General features: G+C 33.3%; 13 protein-coding genes. 1 reads left to right on the forward strand and 12 read right to left on the reverse strand.

Going from position 1 to position 17,130, the window contains the following annotated elements:
* Nucleotides 1–22 precede the first annotated feature (22 nt).
* Nucleotides 23–2,119, forward strand: coding sequence for a TonB-dependent receptor (locus HB672_RS11725; protein WP_244306613.1), 2,097 nt, complete (start codon nt 23–25; stop codon nt 2,117–2,119).
* 55 nt (nt 2,120–2,174) lie between these two features.
* Here HB672_RS11725 and HB672_RS11730 read toward each other — a convergent pair whose 3' ends face one another.
* From HB672_RS11730 to HB672_RS11785, 12 genes are all read right to left on the reverse strand, one after another.
* Nucleotides 2,175–2,315, reverse strand: a complete 141-nt coding sequence (locus HB672_RS11730; RefSeq protein ID WP_167769723.1) for a hypothetical protein — start codon at nt 2,313–2,315, stop codon at nt 2,175–2,177.
* Nucleotides 2,316–2,544: 229 nt separating this feature from the next.
* Nucleotides 2,545–3,855, reverse strand: coding sequence for an FAD/NAD(P)-binding oxidoreductase (locus HB672_RS11735; protein ID WP_167769724.1), 1,311 nt, complete (start codon nt 3,853–3,855; stop codon nt 2,545–2,547).
* 152 nt (nt 3,856–4,007) lie between these two features.
* Nucleotides 4,008–4,307, reverse strand: coding sequence for a thioredoxin (gene trxA / locus HB672_RS11740; protein WP_167769725.1), 300 nt, complete (start codon nt 4,305–4,307; stop codon nt 4,008–4,010).
* Complete coding sequence (locus HB672_RS11745; protein ID WP_167769726.1) at nt 4,304–5,332, reverse strand: DUF3365 domain-containing protein; 1,029 nt, start codon at nt 5,330–5,332, stop codon at nt 4,304–4,306. The genes trxA and HB672_RS11745 overlap by 4 nt, the downstream gene beginning before the upstream one ends.
* Nucleotides 5,333–5,491: 159 nt before the next feature.
* Nucleotides 5,492–6,913, reverse strand: coding sequence for an MBL fold metallo-hydrolase (locus HB672_RS11750; protein WP_167769727.1), 1,422 nt, complete (start codon nt 6,911–6,913; stop codon nt 5,492–5,494).
* 94 nt (nt 6,914–7,007) lie between these two features.
* A complete protein-coding gene (locus HB672_RS11755) occupies nt 7,008–8,747 on the reverse strand; it encodes a solute carrier family 26 protein (protein ID WP_167769728.1) in 1,740 nt (579 codons plus the stop codon).
* Between the two features lie 73 nt (nt 8,748–8,820).
* Nucleotides 8,821–10,539, reverse strand: coding sequence for a SulP family inorganic anion transporter (locus HB672_RS11760; RefSeq protein WP_167769729.1), 1,719 nt, complete (start codon nt 10,537–10,539; stop codon nt 8,821–8,823).
* Between the two features lie 67 nt (nt 10,540–10,606).
* Nucleotides 10,607–13,519, reverse strand: a complete 2,913-nt coding sequence (locus HB672_RS11765; protein WP_167769730.1) for a molybdopterin-dependent oxidoreductase — start codon at nt 13,517–13,519, stop codon at nt 10,607–10,609.
* A 17-nt stretch (nt 13,520–13,536) separates the two neighbouring features.
* Complete coding sequence (gene nrfD, locus HB672_RS11770) at nt 13,537–15,153, reverse strand: NrfD/PsrC family molybdoenzyme membrane anchor subunit (protein ID WP_167769731.1); 1,617 nt, start codon at nt 15,151–15,153, stop codon at nt 13,537–13,539.
* A gap of 111 nt (nt 15,154–15,264) precedes the next feature.
* Nucleotides 15,265–15,678 (reverse strand): DUF6691 family protein, encoded by a 414-nt coding sequence (locus tag HB672_RS11775; RefSeq protein ID WP_167769732.1) that lies wholly within the window; start codon nt 15,676–15,678, stop codon nt 15,265–15,267.
* 12 nt (nt 15,679–15,690) lie between these two features.
* Nucleotides 15,691–16,248 carry a YeeE/YedE thiosulfate transporter family protein gene (locus HB672_RS11780; RefSeq protein ID WP_167769733.1) on the reverse strand — a complete coding sequence of 186 codons (558 nt, stop codon included), beginning with the start codon at nt 16,246–16,248 and terminating at the stop codon, nt 15,691–15,693.
* A gap of 72 nt (nt 16,249–16,320) precedes the next feature.
* Nucleotides 16,321–16,953, reverse strand: a complete 633-nt coding sequence (locus HB672_RS11785) for a Crp/Fnr family transcriptional regulator (protein WP_167769734.1) — start codon at nt 16,951–16,953, stop codon at nt 16,321–16,323.
* Nucleotides 16,954–17,130 lie beyond the last annotated feature (177 nt).

Consider the following 17,130-nt stretch of genomic DNA (forward strand, 5'->3'; position numbering starts at 1 on the left):
TTAAAATTTAAAATTTTGAATCATGAGAAAGATTTATGGTATGCTTTTGTGTATGCTAATTTCAACAATGTCTTTTGCTCAAAATAAGAAAGCAAAAGACACGACAACCCAAAAAACAGTAGAACTGAATAAAGTGATTATTATTGGAAATGTAAAGACAGATCCAACACACTCTAAAGTATCAAATAAATATGACGAAAATATAATACAACCAAAAAATGTTGCCGACCTATTTAAGAACATCAATGGTTTTTCAACAATAAAAAGGGGGAATTATGCTATTGACCCTTCTTTTAGAGCCTCTCAATATGAACAATTAAACGTTCAGTATGATGGTGGGACAAAAGCAATGCATGCTTGCCCAAATAGAATGGATCCTATTACAACTCACATTATTCCTGAGGAAATTGCCAAAATTGAAATTATTAAAGGACCATACACTGTTAGATATGGAACTACTTTTGGCGGTATTATTAATATGGTGACTAAAACTCCAGGAATTGATGACTATGGCTTTCATGGTAATGCATCTTTTGGATATGAAGACAATGGAAATTCTATTTCTAATATGCTAGCTCTTAAGTATGCTTCAGAAAAATATGATTTTACAGTTAATGGAGGCTATAAAGATTTTGGTAACTATAAAGATGGTTCAGACTTAGAGATTCCTTCATCATTTAGAAGTACGGATTATGGGGTTAAGTTTGGCTATAACTTATCAGAAAGCGAACGTGTTCAAGCACATTGGCGACAATCTTTTGGTAGAGATGTTCTACATGCAGGTTTACCTATGGATACAGATTATGATAACAGTAGTATTCTTTCACTAGATTATAAAAAAGAATATACAAACAGTAAGGTTAAAAGCTTAAGTAGCAAACTATACTATAGTTATGTTGATCACTTAATGACCAACTTTAAAAGACCAAACTTTATGATGGTTGAAGCTGAATCTGGTGTAGAGGCTACAACTGCTGGAGGTAAAATAGAGCTAAAAATTGTACCAAACGAAAATTGGCAACTGTATAGTGGTCTTGATGCAACTTACATTGGACGAGAAGGTAATAGAAACCGTTTAGTGAAAATAATGAATGGAAATCCTTTACCTATGCCAATGTCTTTTACAGACAAGATTTGGCAGGATTCACAAATAACAGATATAGGAGTATTTACCGAAGCAAAGTGGTTTGCGAGCAATTCTACCATTTTTAATTTCGGATTGCGCTACAACGCTGTTATTAGCGATATAAAAGATCCTGCCGTTAATTTTGCAGCGATGTATGATTTAGAAAAACGGACAGAAGGTAATTTAAGTGGAACTGTAAGTCTTAAAAAGGTTATTTCACCAGATTTTACTTTAGAAATAGCTTATGGTAGAGGTGTTCGTTCAGCAAGTATGGTTGAGCGCTTTATAAACCATTTTACAGTTGGTCAAGACCCTTATGAATATGTTGGTAACCCAAACTTAAAGGCAGAAGTCAATAACCAATTTGAAATTGGATTTAAAGGCAAAAAGGATTTAACGAACGGTTTTAATAAACTTACTTATTCTTCATCATTTTATTATTCATTTTTCGAGAACTATATTGTTGGTATTGTTGATGAATCTTTAAATAGATTGTATATGCCAATGTTAGAACCAAGACACCCTAAAGTATTTAGAAATTTAGATGAAGCATATAAAACAGGATTAGAAGCTTCGATGAAACTTGAGTTTATGGACAATTTCTTTTTAAAAGCAGATATCGCTTATGTTTATGCAAAAAACAAAGATTTAAAAGAATCGCTTCCACTTACTCCTCCTCTAACAACCAAACTAGGCTTTGGATTCGAGAAAAAGAAATTTTGGGCAAATGCAACTTTTAACTTAGTTTGCAAACAAGATAAAATTGCCGAAAGCTTTGGTGAAACTTATACAAAAGGCTATGAAACGTTAGATATTCGTGTTGGACTAAAACCAATAAAAAATATAACAGTAGGTTTGGCTGCTATTAATCTTTTTGATCAAACCTACAATGACCATTTAAGTTTTTCATTTAACAACCAATCGGGTTTAGGTAGAGTCCCTATTAATGAACCTGGAAGAAACTTAACTGCTTTCTTGCAATACAAGTTTTAAACAACAAAAAAAAGAGGACAAATTTTGTCCTCTTTTTTGTTTTAAATAAATCAATCTATTCCTGATTTTTATCTTTTTTCCCACTACTCATAAAAGAAATCAACACTATAATTAATATTAAACAGATTAGACCAAAAACTGCCATCATAATTACGCCATTGCTCCAATCGTATAATGCAATACTACTACTTATCATATCTTAAATTGTTACTGTTATTTTTTCAAAAATATATGTAATGTGCTTAATATTTTATGACTTTTGTCACAAAAAAGCCCAAGTTTCCTTGGGCTCAACTATTAATCAACTCTAAACGAAACTATGTCCTATTTAAATTGATTTGGTGCAAAAAAGTGAACTTTATGCTTGGTAAAATTACTTAAATAAGTAAACACCTTGAGTAACTCTTGTTACACTAAAGTCAAATTTAAACTTCAATCCCTTTCATCATTTTGTTCCAATATAAATATGGCAATCCATATTTTTTAAGCATCCATAACCTCCAATGCTCTTTTGAAGAATCATTAAGCATCATTGGGAATTTTTTTAATTTAGGGTCTGGTTCAAAATTCTTATCATAGTCAAACTCAGCTAACACCATTTTACCATAACCTGTAACTAATGGACATGAGGTATAACCATTATATTCCTTTGAGGATAACCCCTCTACTTCTATCAATTTTAAAATGTTTGCAACAGTTACTGGAACTTGCTTTCTAATAGCTGCTCCTGTTTTAGAGGTTGGTAGATTAGATACATCTCCAAGACTAAAAATATTAGGATATTTAGTATGCTGCGTGGTTTTAGGATCTACTGAAACCCAACCCGTTTCGGCTGCTAAAGGAGAGTTTCTAATAAAATCTGGTGCACATTGTGGTGGTGCCAAATGCATCATGTCGAAATGAATCCCAAAACGATCTACCTCTCTAGTTACTTTTACGTCTTTATAGTTATACTGAATATCTCTGTCTAACGAAGCCACGTCACCATCGGCGATAGTTACACAACCACCAGCTGTTAAGTCTTTATCTATTTCGTACCATGCAATTTTTTTATCTGCATCAACTTTAACCAACTTATGAAAGAAACGCACATTAATATCTTTTCTGTCTACTACATTCATAAGTGTATCAGCAATAATTTTTACTCCAAAAATAGAACCACTTGGTAGTGCAAAGACTATATCTGATTTTTTTCTGACTCCAGTTTTTCTAAAATAATCATCTGCTAAATACATTATTTTTTGAGGTGCTCCTCCACATTTAATAGGTGTTGTAGGTTGGGTAAATAAAGCTGTACCTCCATTAAAGTTCTTTAAAGTTTCCCAAGTATGGTTTGGATCTGTATAGTTACTGCATACAACGCCTTTTTCCATTGCTTCTGTAAGTCCTTCTACCAATTCTGGTGCAATTTTTAATCCCGGAACTACCACAAGATAGTCATAGGTGAGTTCAGTACCATTTTTAGTAATTAAACTATTTTGTTCTGGTTTAAAAACATCAGCATATTCTTTAATCCAATCGACACCTTTAGGAATTAATGATGCCATTGGCCTAACAGTATCTTTAAATTTATATGTATTGGCACCAACCAATGTCCAAGCTGGTTGGTAATAATGCTTGTCGGATGGCTCTATTAAACCAATTTCTAAACTTGCGTTTTTTCTTTTTAATTGTGAGGCAACCATAATTCCAGCTGTGCCTCCTCCAATTATTAATACTTGATAGTGAGTTCTCATAAAACAATAAAATTTAGTTAGAAGTATCTGATTATTAATTTACTAAAATTAACGTCTATTTTTTAAAATATCTGTAACCTTAGTTACAAAAAAAGGCAGCTTAAAAAGCTGCCTTAGAAATCAATAAACACTATGAACATTAAAAATCGATACTAACTAAATTTATTAATTATGTTTATTAACTCTTCTTTTTTAACAATACCCGATTGACGCCAAACTAATTGTCCTTTCTTAAAAATTAAAAATGTTGGTACACCTCTCACCTGATATTTCCCAGATAATTCTTGATTTTTATCTACATTAATTTTTACAATAGATACTATGTCATTTAATTGATCTTTAACTTCTTTTAATATTGGGCTCATTACTTGACAAGGTCCACACCATTCGGCATAAAAATCCACTAAAACAGGGATTGGCTTATCAATTATTTCTGAAAACTTACTAATCATTTACTGTATTTTATACTCCATATTCCTCGCACTTCATTAACACCATATCCTGTTGCCATATCATTAGGATATAATTGTTTAATTGTTTTGTATGTATCGGATTGGACGTATTCATCCAACTTTCCATGACACTGTAAGCACATCATGTTTGTTGTTATTGGATAATAGAAACTCACATCATTTTTCGATTCTTCAATAATTGGTTTTGGGCCAGTATTATTTAACAATTCTTTTTTAAAAGTTTTGATATGCTTTAACTCAATTGCATTTGCAGTATTTAATGGGTTTCTAGGCTTATCTGAAACTCTTTTAATGTTTGCCGAAAAGACGTTAGCCATACTATCTGTTATTGATAATGCTTGTTCATTACAAAACTCCAAAGCTCCAACTGTCCCTTTTTCTTGAATAGCACCCATCAAATTTTTTCCAAGTTCTTTTTTTGTTGCTAACGCATAATGCATTCCTATTTCTTCAAAACTCTTATCTGTTTTATTAAAACTAGATTGTTGATGCTGCATCTTTCCCTTTCCTTTTCCACTTCCCATGCCTTTTCCTTTGCCATTGCCTTTTCCCATTTCTTGCTGATAATGTTCCTCAAACCATTCTGGTTGTTCTATATCATTATCATAGATATAATCAGCTATTTGTTCTACATCCTCTTCCTCATAAGGTGCATAAGGCATTATTCCAAAATTCCTAATAGCTCCAGGCATTTTTGATATTTCTTCTGAAGGAGCCTTAACCCATTTCTTAATATCATCAATAAACTCTTTCTTAGTGGTATTCTCTTTTTTATAATGTTTCTTAACAGCAATCATTGGAGGTGCTAATCTATTATCATGTGAGGCCATTGGATTATGACAAGCATAACAATAAGTTTCCATTAGTTTTTTTCCAGGATGCTCATTTTTTTGTATTATAGCAACGTCTTCATAATCAGGTCTTAGTTGTATGTAAGTAAAAAACAAGGTGGCAAGTAGTAATAAAATTATTGTAACGGTAAGGATTCTAATTGTACTTTTCATGGCTGTTTTATCTAGAAAAACGCTTTATAACAGTGCGCTTAATTTAATATTAAAATTAAAGCATAATCTTATATTTTGAAGTAACATTAGTTACATACAGCACATAAAAAAAGAGCAGCTTTTAGCTGCTCTTTTTTTATTAAAATAATTTATTAAATTCTACAATAAAGTAGTTGGACAAACATAATCTGTCATAGGAGCATCTGTTTCTTTTAAATCTTTAAATCCTCCTCTTACGTCCGTAACTTTCTCAACACCATTGGCTTTAAAAATTGAAGCTGCCACTAAAGAACGATAACCACTTGCACAGTGCAAGAAATACTCCTTATTAGGATCTATTTCAGCAAAGTTTTGATGTATAAAATCTAATGGGAAGTTTTCAACTCCTTTTACATGCTCAGATAAGTATTCTGATTCTTTACGAACATCGACAGGCTTTTCCATTTCTCCTTTTGCTAATTTTTCTGCAAATGTATGTGCAGAAATAGAGCCAATTTTATCCACTTCATATCCATAGGCTTTCCAATCTTGGATTCCTCCGTTCAAATAACCTAATGTATTATCGTAACCAACTCTAGAAAAACGTGTTACTATTTCGTTTACACGTAACTCATCATCAGCAATAAAAATGATTTTCTGATTAATATCTTTAATCAACGCACCTACCCATGGTGCAAAACTACCATCGATACCAATATACCAAGCTCCAGGAACTGTACCTTCTTCAGTATACAATTGTTTTGAGCGTGTATCTACTACAAGGACATCTTTCTGCTCACTCATTTCTTTAAACGTCGCAGGATCTAAAGGAGTTGTTCCTCTATGCAAAATCTTATCAATACTAGTATTAACAGATTTGTTCATACGTACATTGTTTGGAAAATATTGTGGTGGTGGCTTTAAACCTGTTGTAACCTCCTCAATAAATTCTTCTCTTGTCATATCTGCTCTAAGTGCATAATTTGTTTTCTTTTGATTTCCTAAAGTATCAAAAGTTTCACTACTCATGTTTTTACCACAAGCAGATCCTGCTCCATGGTTAGGATAGACGATAATATCATCTGGTAGAGTCATTATTTTATTTCTCAAAGAGTCAAATAAATGACTTGCTAGATCTCTTTCTGTTAATTCTCCTTGCTTTACAGCCAAATCTGGACGACCTACATCACCTATAAATAAACAGTCGCCAGTACATACGTAAGGTGTGTTCCCTTCTTCATCGGTAATTAAATATGAAGACGATTCCATAGTATGACCAGGTGTATGAAGCAACGTAATTTTACCTCCACCTAGCGGGAATTCTTCGCCATCTTTACCATTGTATATATCATAATCGGCAGTTGCATTTGGTCCAAATATAATTTTGGCTCCAGTTTTTTGAGCTAAATCATATTGCCCAGACACAAAATCGGCATGAAAATGTGTTAAGAAAATGTACTTTATTTTGGCTCCATCAGCTTCAGCCATTCTTAGATATGGCTCTGTTTCTCTTAAAGGATCAATAACAGCAGCTTCCCCATTTGACTCTATATAATAGGCCATTTCGGCAAGGCATCCAGTAAACAATTGTTCTACTTTCATATTATTTTATTTTATTGATTCATAATTATTTAGTAGCTAAATTTAATCAAAAATTACACCAACCATTGTAACTTGTGTTACACAATTAATATACCTATTTATTGGTTTGATTTATATATTGTTTAAAATTATTTTCAACAATCTCTTTTTTCTTATCTGTTTCAAAATAATCTACAGCTTCTTGAATACTCATAAAAAAATGATCTGGTTTAGCTTTTTCCATAAATCCTGATTTCAATAATTTATCTCGTACAGGACCTTTAATTCCAGTAAAGTAAACCGTTATATTTCGTGATTTAAAGTCAGATACTATTTCTTCAAACGCATGAATAGCTGTACTATCAATATTGTTTATACTTTCCCCATCAATTATTAATAGCTTAAGATTTTCCTTTTTTAATCTCTCATACTCATACAATTTATCTTTAAAAAAGTTTGTGTTTGCAAAGAATAGTTGAGCATCAAAACGATAAATTAATATCTCTTCATTAATCTCTAAATCAGAAAAACGTTCCATATTTCTATAAAAATGTGTATTAGGCACTTTAGCTAGTCTTGCTGTATGTGGCCTGGTAGTTTGGAATAAAACCATTGCTAATGATAAAATAACTCCCAAACCAATACCAATTTCTACACCAAAAGCTAATGTTGAAATAAACGTAGCAATGAGCATCCAAAAATCGGTAATATTACTCTTAAATAAATGGATGGCTTCTTTATAATCAATTAACCCAAAAACTGCTACCATAATAACCGATGCTAAAATAGCTTTTGGAAGATTGTAAAAATAAGGTGTTAAGAATAACAAAGTTACAATTATGAGTGTAGCGCTAATAATTGAAGCCAAACCTGTTTTTGCCCCAGCTTGGTCATTTACTGCTGTTCTAGAAAATCCGCCAGTTGTTGGATATGACTGAAAGAACGAACCAAAGACATTAGCCAAACCCAATGAAATAAGTTCTTGATTTGGCTCTACTTTATAATCTCTGTGTTTTGTTTGAATTGCTTTAGCAACGGCTATGCTCTCCATGAAGCTTATAAGTGAGATCGTTAATGCCATGGGTAATAATAACTGGATAATTTCCAAATTAAAGGTTGGAATTACAAAACTTGGCAAAGAACTTGGAATATTCTTTACAATATCAACAGTAGTACTCCCATTTCCTAAACCAAACAATGTAACTGCTAGAATACCAAATATCACAGCAAACAATTGTCCTGGTAAAGATTTCTTTGGTTTTTTTGAAATGATTATGATAAAGATTCCTGCCAAACCAATTATTAGTGAAATCCAATTTATTTCGTTGAATTTATCTACAGCATTCAAAATAATTTCATGTATGTGATGACTTCTAGGAATATTTACTCCCAATAAATGTTTTAATTGACTTAAACCAATTATTAATGCTGCAGCCGATGTAAATCCGCTAACAACAGGGTGTGACAGGAAATTTACTAAAAAACCTAATCTAAAAATCCCGAGTAAGAACTGAATTGTTCCAACCAACAATGCTAATAAAATTGCATAAGAAATATAATCAGAAGTAGATAAACCTTGAAAAGAACCAATTGCTGTAGCTGTTAATAAAGACACCATTGCTACTGGACCAACAGCCAACTGCCTTGAAGTCCCCAAAAAAGCATAAATTAATATTGGAACAATCGATGCATACAAGCCATAAACTGCTGGTAATCCTGCAATAGAAGCATACGCCATTCCTTGAGGAATTAGCATCACTCCTACGGTTAAACCTGCACTAATATCTCCTTTAAGCCACTCTTTTTTATAATTTGGCAACCAACTAAAAATTGGAAAAATAGATTTTAAATTCATAGAATTAATTTGCAATAACAAAGATAGTGCAAGTTGTAATATAGTATGTAACCCAAATTACAATTAAAAGACTTTAATTGGTTTTACATTCATCAAAAACCTTTTCCAAGCAAAGTCCATCTATTTTTTTATGAATTTCACGAATAGCTTCTTTCTTTTTCTGGAAGAAGATGTTATTTCCAATTTTGTCTACAAAACCTCCTTTTTGCAAAACATCCTGACTTACTAGTTTTAGTCCTGAAAAATAAATACCTCCTCGATTTTTTTGCCACTTTTTAATTTCATTTGTTAACCATTCAGCAGCAGCTAAATCAATAAAATTAATGCCATCTGCAGCTATTAAAATATATTGGACTTTATTTTCTTCATAAAGCTTAGAGAAATAGCTAGAAATTTTTTCTATTGACCCAAAATATAATGATCCATCTATGCGAACAATCTTTAGATTAGAGCATTCTTTAGTTTCATCATCTCTAATTATATTAATAAGACGCTGGTTTTTATCAACACCAAGAATTGCGATGTTTGGTTTTGAAGTCCTTTCCATATAAAAGAAAAACGATGTTAAAATACCTGCTAATAAAGCAAATTCTAAATCGAAGAATAATGTTCCAAATAATGTAATGAATAAAACAATTAATTCTCTTCCACTTGCTTTATAAACTTGTTTTATATGATGAAAATCTATTAAATTATAGCCTACTAATAAAATAATTCCTCCCATAGCTGCCTTAGGTAAGTATGATGCATATTTTGCAAATAATAACAGAACAACCATTAAAAAGACTGAGGCAAAAATGGCCGACATAGGTGTTTTAGCTCCAGCCTGATGATTAACACCTGAACGTGTAAACGAGCCTGAACCAGCGTAACTTGAAAAAAAACTTGCTGCCATATTGGATAGGCCTTGACCAATAAATTCTTGATTACCATCAATTTTTTGATGAGTATGTAATGCTATAGCCCTACCAATAGCTACAGCTTCTATTAAACCCAACAATGCTAAAACCATTGCTCCAGAGCTTAATAGCTTAATATTGTTCAAAGTAAAGTCTGGAACTTGAAAAGGCGGCAAATTTGAAGGTATTTTTCCAACGGTTTCAATACCATTTGCATCTCCTCCAAGAAAAATTGCCAATGCACTTCCTAATACCATTGCCAATAACATATAATATCTAGACAATGGTTTAATTAATAATTTTATTATAAGCGCGATGAGCAAAGTTCCTGTTGCTACTGTAAACACATACCAGTTAGTGTCTGAAATATGGTTAGATATATAGACTACAATGTCAATAATTGAGCTTCCCTGAGGAATTTCCACACCAAAAACATGCTTTAATTGTTTAAAAGCAATGAGTATTCCTGCTCCAGCAGTAAAGCCAATAATCACGGAATGTGACACAAAATTCACTAACTTTCCCATCCGTAATAAACCCATTACAAATTGAAAAAAACCAGCTAAAAAAGTAAGCACTAGAGCTAATGACACAAATCCTTCTAAATCGGTTTCTGGGTTTACAAATTTTATTAAGGTAGAATACACTACAATCGAAATTGCGGTAGTTGGTCCAGAAATTAAATGATATGAAGATCCAAATAATGCTGCAATAATTGGGGTAATCATTGCTGTGTAAAAACCGTATACTGGTGGCAATCCAGCAATCATTGCAAAAGCCACAGCTTGAGGAATGACAATAATTGTTCCAGTAATGCCAGCAATTATATCGTCCTTAAGCGTATGTTTTGCTGTTGGTAACCAAGTAAGAAAAGGAAAAACTTTCTTTAGCATGCACTAATTTAATTATTTTATTTTGCCTAAAATAAGATTCCCGCTTTCGCGGGAATACTTATTCTAATTATTTATCTTCTTTAGGTATGTAATAACATCCTCCATCAGACTTATCTGGAGTAAAGGCTCTATTAAACCAAAGTGGTCTTCTTTCACCATTTGGTCCAGGAGCTGGACGTGCCATCGCTAACCATTCTTTATAAATTTCATGCGACTTGTTTGTGTCTACATAAATGTCACCATATTTTTCATCTTTCCCAGGTACTTCTATTCTAACACGTTGATGCCAACAATGCATTCCACTAATTGGATCTGGATGCACAGCATGTGTGATATTTTGATGTACACCTCCATCTTTCCAGAAAATACGCTTTGAATCACTATCATGAGATTCAAAAGGTTTTACTCCAGAAATCGTATTCATTTTCCAACCTCCTTTTCCATCATTTTCAATATTAACCGTATTAGTTGCCCAACGGTTTCCAATTTTGTCTTGTGGTCTTCTCCAGCGACCAATATGATGCGAACAAGCTACAACTCCGGGTTTCATAGATTGGGTTACCCAAACTTTGTCAATAAAATAACCAATATCAGTATTCAATTTAACTAAATCACCTGTTTTGAATCCCCATTTTTTAGCGTCATCTGGATGCATCCAAATTGGGTTTCTATTAGAAATCTCTATCAACCATTTAGCATTACCAGAACGTGTGTGAATTAATGTTGGCAATCTAAACGTCGGCACTAAAACATATTCACCTTTTGATTTGTCTAATACGTCATTATGAATATGACTCTTTATATATGCTGGAGTTGCATATTCTGGCCATTTCCAATCAACCATAGTTTGAGAGTAGAATTCGTTTTTACGTGATGGTGTTGGAAAGCCTATACAAGCTTTACCATTTACCATAACACCAATTGATTTGCCATCTTTGGTAATAACATCTGTTACTGGGTCTACAATTGAGCCTTTTAATTGTTCTTCTGAGAGCTCATTTTCATTGACTTTGTAGGACTCGCCTTCTTCAATGGCAAAAGCACCATACTTTTTCATGTATTCCAATTCTGCAAATTGTCCAGTAAATCCATCTGCTTTTGCTGCTTCAGGCAAACCATTCACACGTTCGAAAATATATTGGTAATATTCGTCAATTGTAATCTTTTCTCCTGGTCTATAAGGCGATTCAAAGGTTTTTCTAATTCCCATACTTCCGTCAGGATCAATTCTCCATGATAATTCAATCCAGAATTCATCTTCCTCCCAAACTTCTCCAGGATTTGCTTGATATGTAAATTCAACAGGTTTTCCATTTCTTCGAGCCGCTTCCCTTAATACTGGTTGACGGAAAGCCACCCAAGTTCCACCATGAGTTGCGTAACTATTTAAATCATGTCGTTCAGAAGCTAATCCCATCGGCAGAACAAAATCTGCATAAAATGCTGTTTCATTCCAAGTTGGTGTTAAGGCTGCATGTATTCCAAATTTAGATTCGTCGGCTAGTGTTTCCATCCAAGTAAAGCCATCAGGATAAGTCCAAACTGGGTTAAACACTCTTGAGAAATACACATCCATTTTCCCTCTTCCTTCTTTTAGGAAATGAGGTAATAATTGACTCATTTCAAAAAATGCTAAAGGGTATTCTTTAGGGAAATGTAATTCGTTCCATTTTTTTTGAGGTGCTGGAGGGTTTGGTTGTGTTGGTTTAAATTTATTCCATGAATTTGGTGACGTCCCTCCTTTAGCTCCAACTGCTCCAGTTAAAACGGTTAAGAAGTGTAACGCTCTGGCAACACACCAACCACCTAGGTTTGATGCACCTGCTGCTCTCCAGTTATGAGATGCGAAACGTTCTCCTGCTTCGCCAATTTTATGAGCAATTTCAACAATCATATCAGCTTTTACTCCTGATTCTTTTTCAGCGAATTCAGGTGTAAACTCTTTATATTCATCAATCATTGCAGCTATATAATTCTCGAAAGTAACGTCTTTCTCTGAATGCCTTGCTTTTAGGTATTCTTTCCAATTTGTCCAATTTTCAAGATACTCTCTATTATATAGACCTTCTTCAAGAATAATTAAAGCCATAGCCAATAAAACAGCTGCTTCAGTACCAGGATATGACGGCAACCAATAGTCGGACATGGACGCTGTATTTGACAAACGTGGATCCATAGTTGCTAATTTAGCACCTTTCATTTTGCCTTCAATGATACGCTGTGCATGCGGATTGAAGTAATGTCCAGACTCTAAATGCGCAGATACCAATAAAATAAATTTTGCATTTGAGTGATCTGGTGAAGGTCTGTCGTAGCCATACCACAAATTGTAACCAAAACGAGCTCCAGAAGAGCAAATATTGGTATGTGAGTTATGTCCATCAATTCCCCAACCTTGAAGTATCCAGTTCATGAATTTTTCATGTCCTGGTCTGCCAACGTGATAGGCAATTTCGTTATGTCGATCTTCTTTTATCGCTTTTCTAATACGAGCTGCAATAGTATCTAGAACTTCATCCCAAGAAACACGTTCCCATTCTCCATCTCCTCTTTTACCTTTTCTTTTAAGTGGGAATAATATTCTGTCCGGATCCTTTATTTGATTTATTGTTGCAGGTCCTTTGGCACAGTTTCTTCCTCTACTTCCTGGATGATGTGGATTGCCTTCAAATTTTTTAACTTCTTGGGTTTCCTTATCAATAAAGGCTGTTAAGCCACAAGCACTTTCACAATTAAAACAGGTTGTTGGTACTATTTGATAGGTTTTTTTATCTTTTTTAGGCCAAACTTTAGGATCATATTCTACCCAATTGTCCCACTTTTCAGGAGGTGGGAAATTTTCATACATTCCAGCAACTTCCTCATCAGTAAAATGACGCATATCATCTTGAAACTCTTGATAGTTCTCTTTATGCAGGTTTGGAATAATTCCTAGTTTTTCTGCTATGTTTTCTATAAATGATGGCTTTTTATATCCCATGATTTTTTTCTTTTAAATTAAGCTAACGGAATTCGCTGAGGAGCTTCTACCCAAATTTTTTCTGTAACATAAATTCCTATCAATACGAGAATTGCTGAAACAGTTAACATAGTTGCACTCGGTGCAAACACTAACAATGCTAATGGAATAATGTTCCCAATTAGTACGACTCCAATCCAAAATAAATTTTTATACCTTCCTTTTGTAATCATTTCTACCACTGTATGTGCAGCTGTACTTGGATGTGTAATAGTTAATTCAGTTACCAATGAGAACAGATTTACTCCTAGAGCAACTATTAATGTTATTTTTAACATTGACATCCAATCTTCATTTCCAAAAATTAGGGAAGCCAACACAAAAATGGCAACACCAGCCATAACACTATGAACTAACATATGTAGAGGTAACGTTGGGCTTTGCCAGAAATCACGCCCTTTTGCTTGAGCAAATAAGAACGCTGTATAGATGGCTAATAGAACTGCAAATACTGCAGTTACCCATAATAATGGCATTTCAGGAATACCTAAATTAAACCAAGTATTTACTCCCCAAAGGGTTACTAATAATCCAAATATTGTAATGGTATAACCGCCTTTTACTAACCATGAATTCCATTGTGGACGTAATAATACATTTAGGAATCTGTCTGGTCTATCCAAATCCATTACTAAGAATAGCCCAGTTAAGGCTAAACCAACTAATGAGATTCCAACTGACCACAATTTAGCAGTATCAGAAATTTCATATCCTAAAAGAATTGCTAGAAATGGAATTAAGAATGCGCCTGCGGCAATGGCTTTTGTAAACACATAAGCAGATACTTCCCAACCCCAAAGAATTCCCTTATCTGGCGTGTCGTAAACTCGTCTTGCTTTTCCACTTAACACATCAATATAGTTAGGGTTTTCACTATCTTTTCTTTGATAAGCAGCTTGCATTTCATTATCAATACTCATTTGTAATAAATCGACATCATCATTAGTATGTAGCATTTTTTCGGCAGCTTTAGCAAAATGACCAACACCGCGTGCTTGAGAGTTCCATAAACCTGGACCAGATTTAGCAGTTGCTTCTGGATTTAGCGATGATTCGTCACCATCTATATAGAACAGATTAGGATTAGTTCCTTTTTCAGGTTTACGCACTTTTACAGCTTGTCTTGCTAAAAGTTGAGAGATTTCTGTATTAGGGTTGTCCATATCTCCAGCAATAATAGCATGTTCAGGACAAACAGAAACACATGCTGGTTCCCTTCCTACATCTACTCTATGTGCACAATAATTACATTTGGCCGCGGTATGTGTTTCAGGATCAATGTATAATGCATCGTAAGGACATGCTTGCATACAGGACTTGCATCCAATACATCGGTTATTATCAAAATCTACAATACCATCTTCTCGAATAAACAATGCTTCAACTGGACAAATTTCCACACAAGGAGCATCTGTACAATGGTTACAACGCATGACTGAAAATATTCGACGAGTATTTGGGAATTCTCCTTTTTCAACCTGTTTAACATATGTTCTGTTAACTCCTACTGCAACATCGTGTTCTGATTTACATGCAGTGGTACAGGCATGACAACCAATGCATTTTCGGTTATCAATTATAAAGCCGTACTTCATATAATAAAAATTGGATAGTTAAATGTTTAGCTTACCTCTCAAAGTTAACCAACTTTCTGTAAAAAAACTGTAACAATGGTTACTTAACTACCCTATTTATTATAATTCTATTTAATGAGGTAATTTATGCTTTATTGCATGGTAAAATAAAACTCCTAAAAGTCCTCCAAATATGACTATTAAAATTGACAAGACTCCTCGTCCTAACAAAATAAACATTGGTCCAGGACAAGCGCCAATTAATCCCCAACCTAAACCAAAAATAGTTCCTCCAATTATGGTTCTATAGAATCCTTTTTTCTTAGGTTCAATCATTATTTTTTTACCTAAATAGTTTTTTATAACTCCTTTTTTGAAGAATGAAAATAGGATAACTCCTAAAATTACTGCTGAACCAATAATTCCATACATGTGGAATGATTGAAATTTAAACATTTCGTAGATGCGATACCACGAAATAACTTCGGCTTTACTTAAAATAATTCCGAAGAGAATACCTAAAATAATAAATCTAATGTTTTTCATAATGTTTCGAAATTAAAATAGTAATGGTAAAATAAGCCAAGTCATAATAAGTCCTCCTATAAAGAAACCAATAACAGCTATTAATGAAGGTAGTTCTAAATTACTCAAACCTGTAATGGCATGACCTGATGTACAACCTCCAGCGTATCTGGCTCCAAAGCCAACCAAAATACCAGCAATAACTAATATTACTCCACCTTTTATGGATAGTAATGCCTCAAGTCCGAATAATTCTTCTGGTAAATATTGTGCTCCAGCATTTTGAAATCCAATGTCAGCTAAGTCACTCACAGTTTGAGGATTTAGCGCAATTGCTTGGTCTGGTGTCATGAATTTGAAAGCTATAAAGCCTCCAATAACCGTACCTACAATAAACATTAAGTTCCAGCTATTTTTTTTCCAATCGAAAGCAAAAAATTCGTGTAATTTTCCAGCACCTCCCATGGCACAAATAGATTCAAGGTTTGATGAAATTCCGAATTTTTTTCCAAAATAATAAAGAAAAAACATGATTAATGTTATGAGTGGCCCACCAACATACCATGGCCAAGGTTCTAATATAAAATCCATATTATATTTTTTTTCAAAATAAGTAATTAATATATGTAAGTATGTAACATTTGTTACTTGAAAAAATTAGTGCTATAAATTGATTATTTTAATACTGTTTCGATATAGTTTAATTTTATTTTCAGTTTCAAGTTTTTTTAACAGCCTCGACACCACTACTCTTGATGTATGCAAATCTTGAGCAATTTCTTGGTGTGTAGTTTTTATGAGGTCATCTCTATTAACCATAGCTTTATCCCTAAGATATTTGTACAAACGTTCATCCATTTTTAAAAACGCTATAGTATCTACTGCTTCTAAAAGCTCTTTCATACGCTCGTGATAGCTTTGAAGAATAAAACTTTGCCAACTTTTATATTTATGCATCCATTCCTGCATTTTTTGGATTGGAATCATTATTATTCTAGTGTCTGTTTCGGCTACAGCTCTAATCTCACTCTTGGTTTCACCCATACAACACGTTATTGTCATAGCACAAGTATCACCTTGTTCAACAAAATAGAGTATTAGATCATCTCCTTTTTCATCTTCTCTCATTACCTTTATCGCACCGCTTAAAATTAACGGCATACTCTTTATATAATCTCCAATATCCATTAGAATGAACCCTTCAGGGACTTCTTTATAAGTACCTATCTCACTTATTTCTTTTAAGAGCTCATCTTCAAACAAATAGGCGTAATTTCTCTGCAATCCTTCTATCATAAGTTTAGTTTTAACCTTTATATTACAGTTGTAAAAATAAGAAACAGTTATGAAATTAAGGCTATGGAATACTTTTTGTTAAGATTACTATAAATTGTTATAAAGTATCGTTAATCTCTATATGGATTAAAAAAATTAAAAATCAAATATATATCTTTAACCCCAAGCATTATTAAT

This window comes from Gaetbulibacter sp. S0825 (assembly GCF_011777505.1).
Taxonomy (GTDB): Bacteria; Bacteroidota; Bacteroidia; order Flavobacteriales; family Flavobacteriaceae; genus Pontimicrobium.

What these genes read in the sequence shown, in the direction of transcription:
- HB672_RS11725 (WP_244306613.1), top strand. Translation starts at nt 23, where the DNA reads ATGAGAAAGATTTATGGTATGCTTTTGTGTATGCTAATTTCAACAATG.
- HB672_RS11730 (WP_167769723.1), bottom strand. Translation starts at nt 2,315, where the DNA reads ATGATAAGTAGTAGTATTGCATTATACGATTGGAGCAATGGCGTAATT.
- HB672_RS11735 (WP_167769724.1), bottom strand. Translation starts at nt 3,855, where the DNA reads ATGAGAACTCACTATCAAGTATTAATAATTGGAGGAGGCACAGCTGGA.
- trxA (WP_167769725.1), bottom strand. Translation starts at nt 4,307, where the DNA reads ATGATTAGTAAGTTTTCAGAAATAATTGATAAGCCAATCCCTGTTTTA.
- HB672_RS11745 (WP_167769726.1), bottom strand. Translation starts at nt 5,332, where the DNA reads ATGAAAAGTACAATTAGAATCCTTACCGTTACAATAATTTTATTACTA.
- HB672_RS11750 (WP_167769727.1), bottom strand. Translation starts at nt 6,913, where the DNA reads ATGAAAGTAGAACAATTGTTTACTGGATGCCTTGCCGAAATGGCCTAT.
- HB672_RS11755 (WP_167769728.1), bottom strand. Translation starts at nt 8,747, where the DNA reads ATGAATTTAAAATCTATTTTTCCAATTTTTAGTTGGTTGCCAAATTAT.
- HB672_RS11760 (WP_167769729.1), bottom strand. Translation starts at nt 10,539, where the DNA reads ATGCTAAAGAAAGTTTTTCCTTTTCTTACTTGGTTACCAACAGCAAAA.
- HB672_RS11765 (WP_167769730.1), bottom strand. Translation starts at nt 13,519, where the DNA reads ATGGGATATAAAAAGCCATCATTTATAGAAAACATAGCAGAAAAACTA.
- nrfD (WP_167769731.1), bottom strand. Translation starts at nt 15,153, where the DNA reads ATGAAGTACGGCTTTATAATTGATAACCGAAAATGCATTGGTTGTCAT.
- HB672_RS11775 (WP_167769732.1), bottom strand. Translation starts at nt 15,678, where the DNA reads ATGAAAAACATTAGATTTATTATTTTAGGTATTCTCTTCGGAATTATT.
- HB672_RS11780 (WP_167769733.1), bottom strand. Translation starts at nt 16,248, where the DNA reads ATGGATTTTATATTAGAACCTTGGCCATGGTATGTTGGTGGGCCACTC.
- HB672_RS11785 (WP_167769734.1), bottom strand. Translation starts at nt 16,953, where the DNA reads ATGATAGAAGGATTGCAGAGAAATTACGCCTATTTGTTTGAAGATGAG.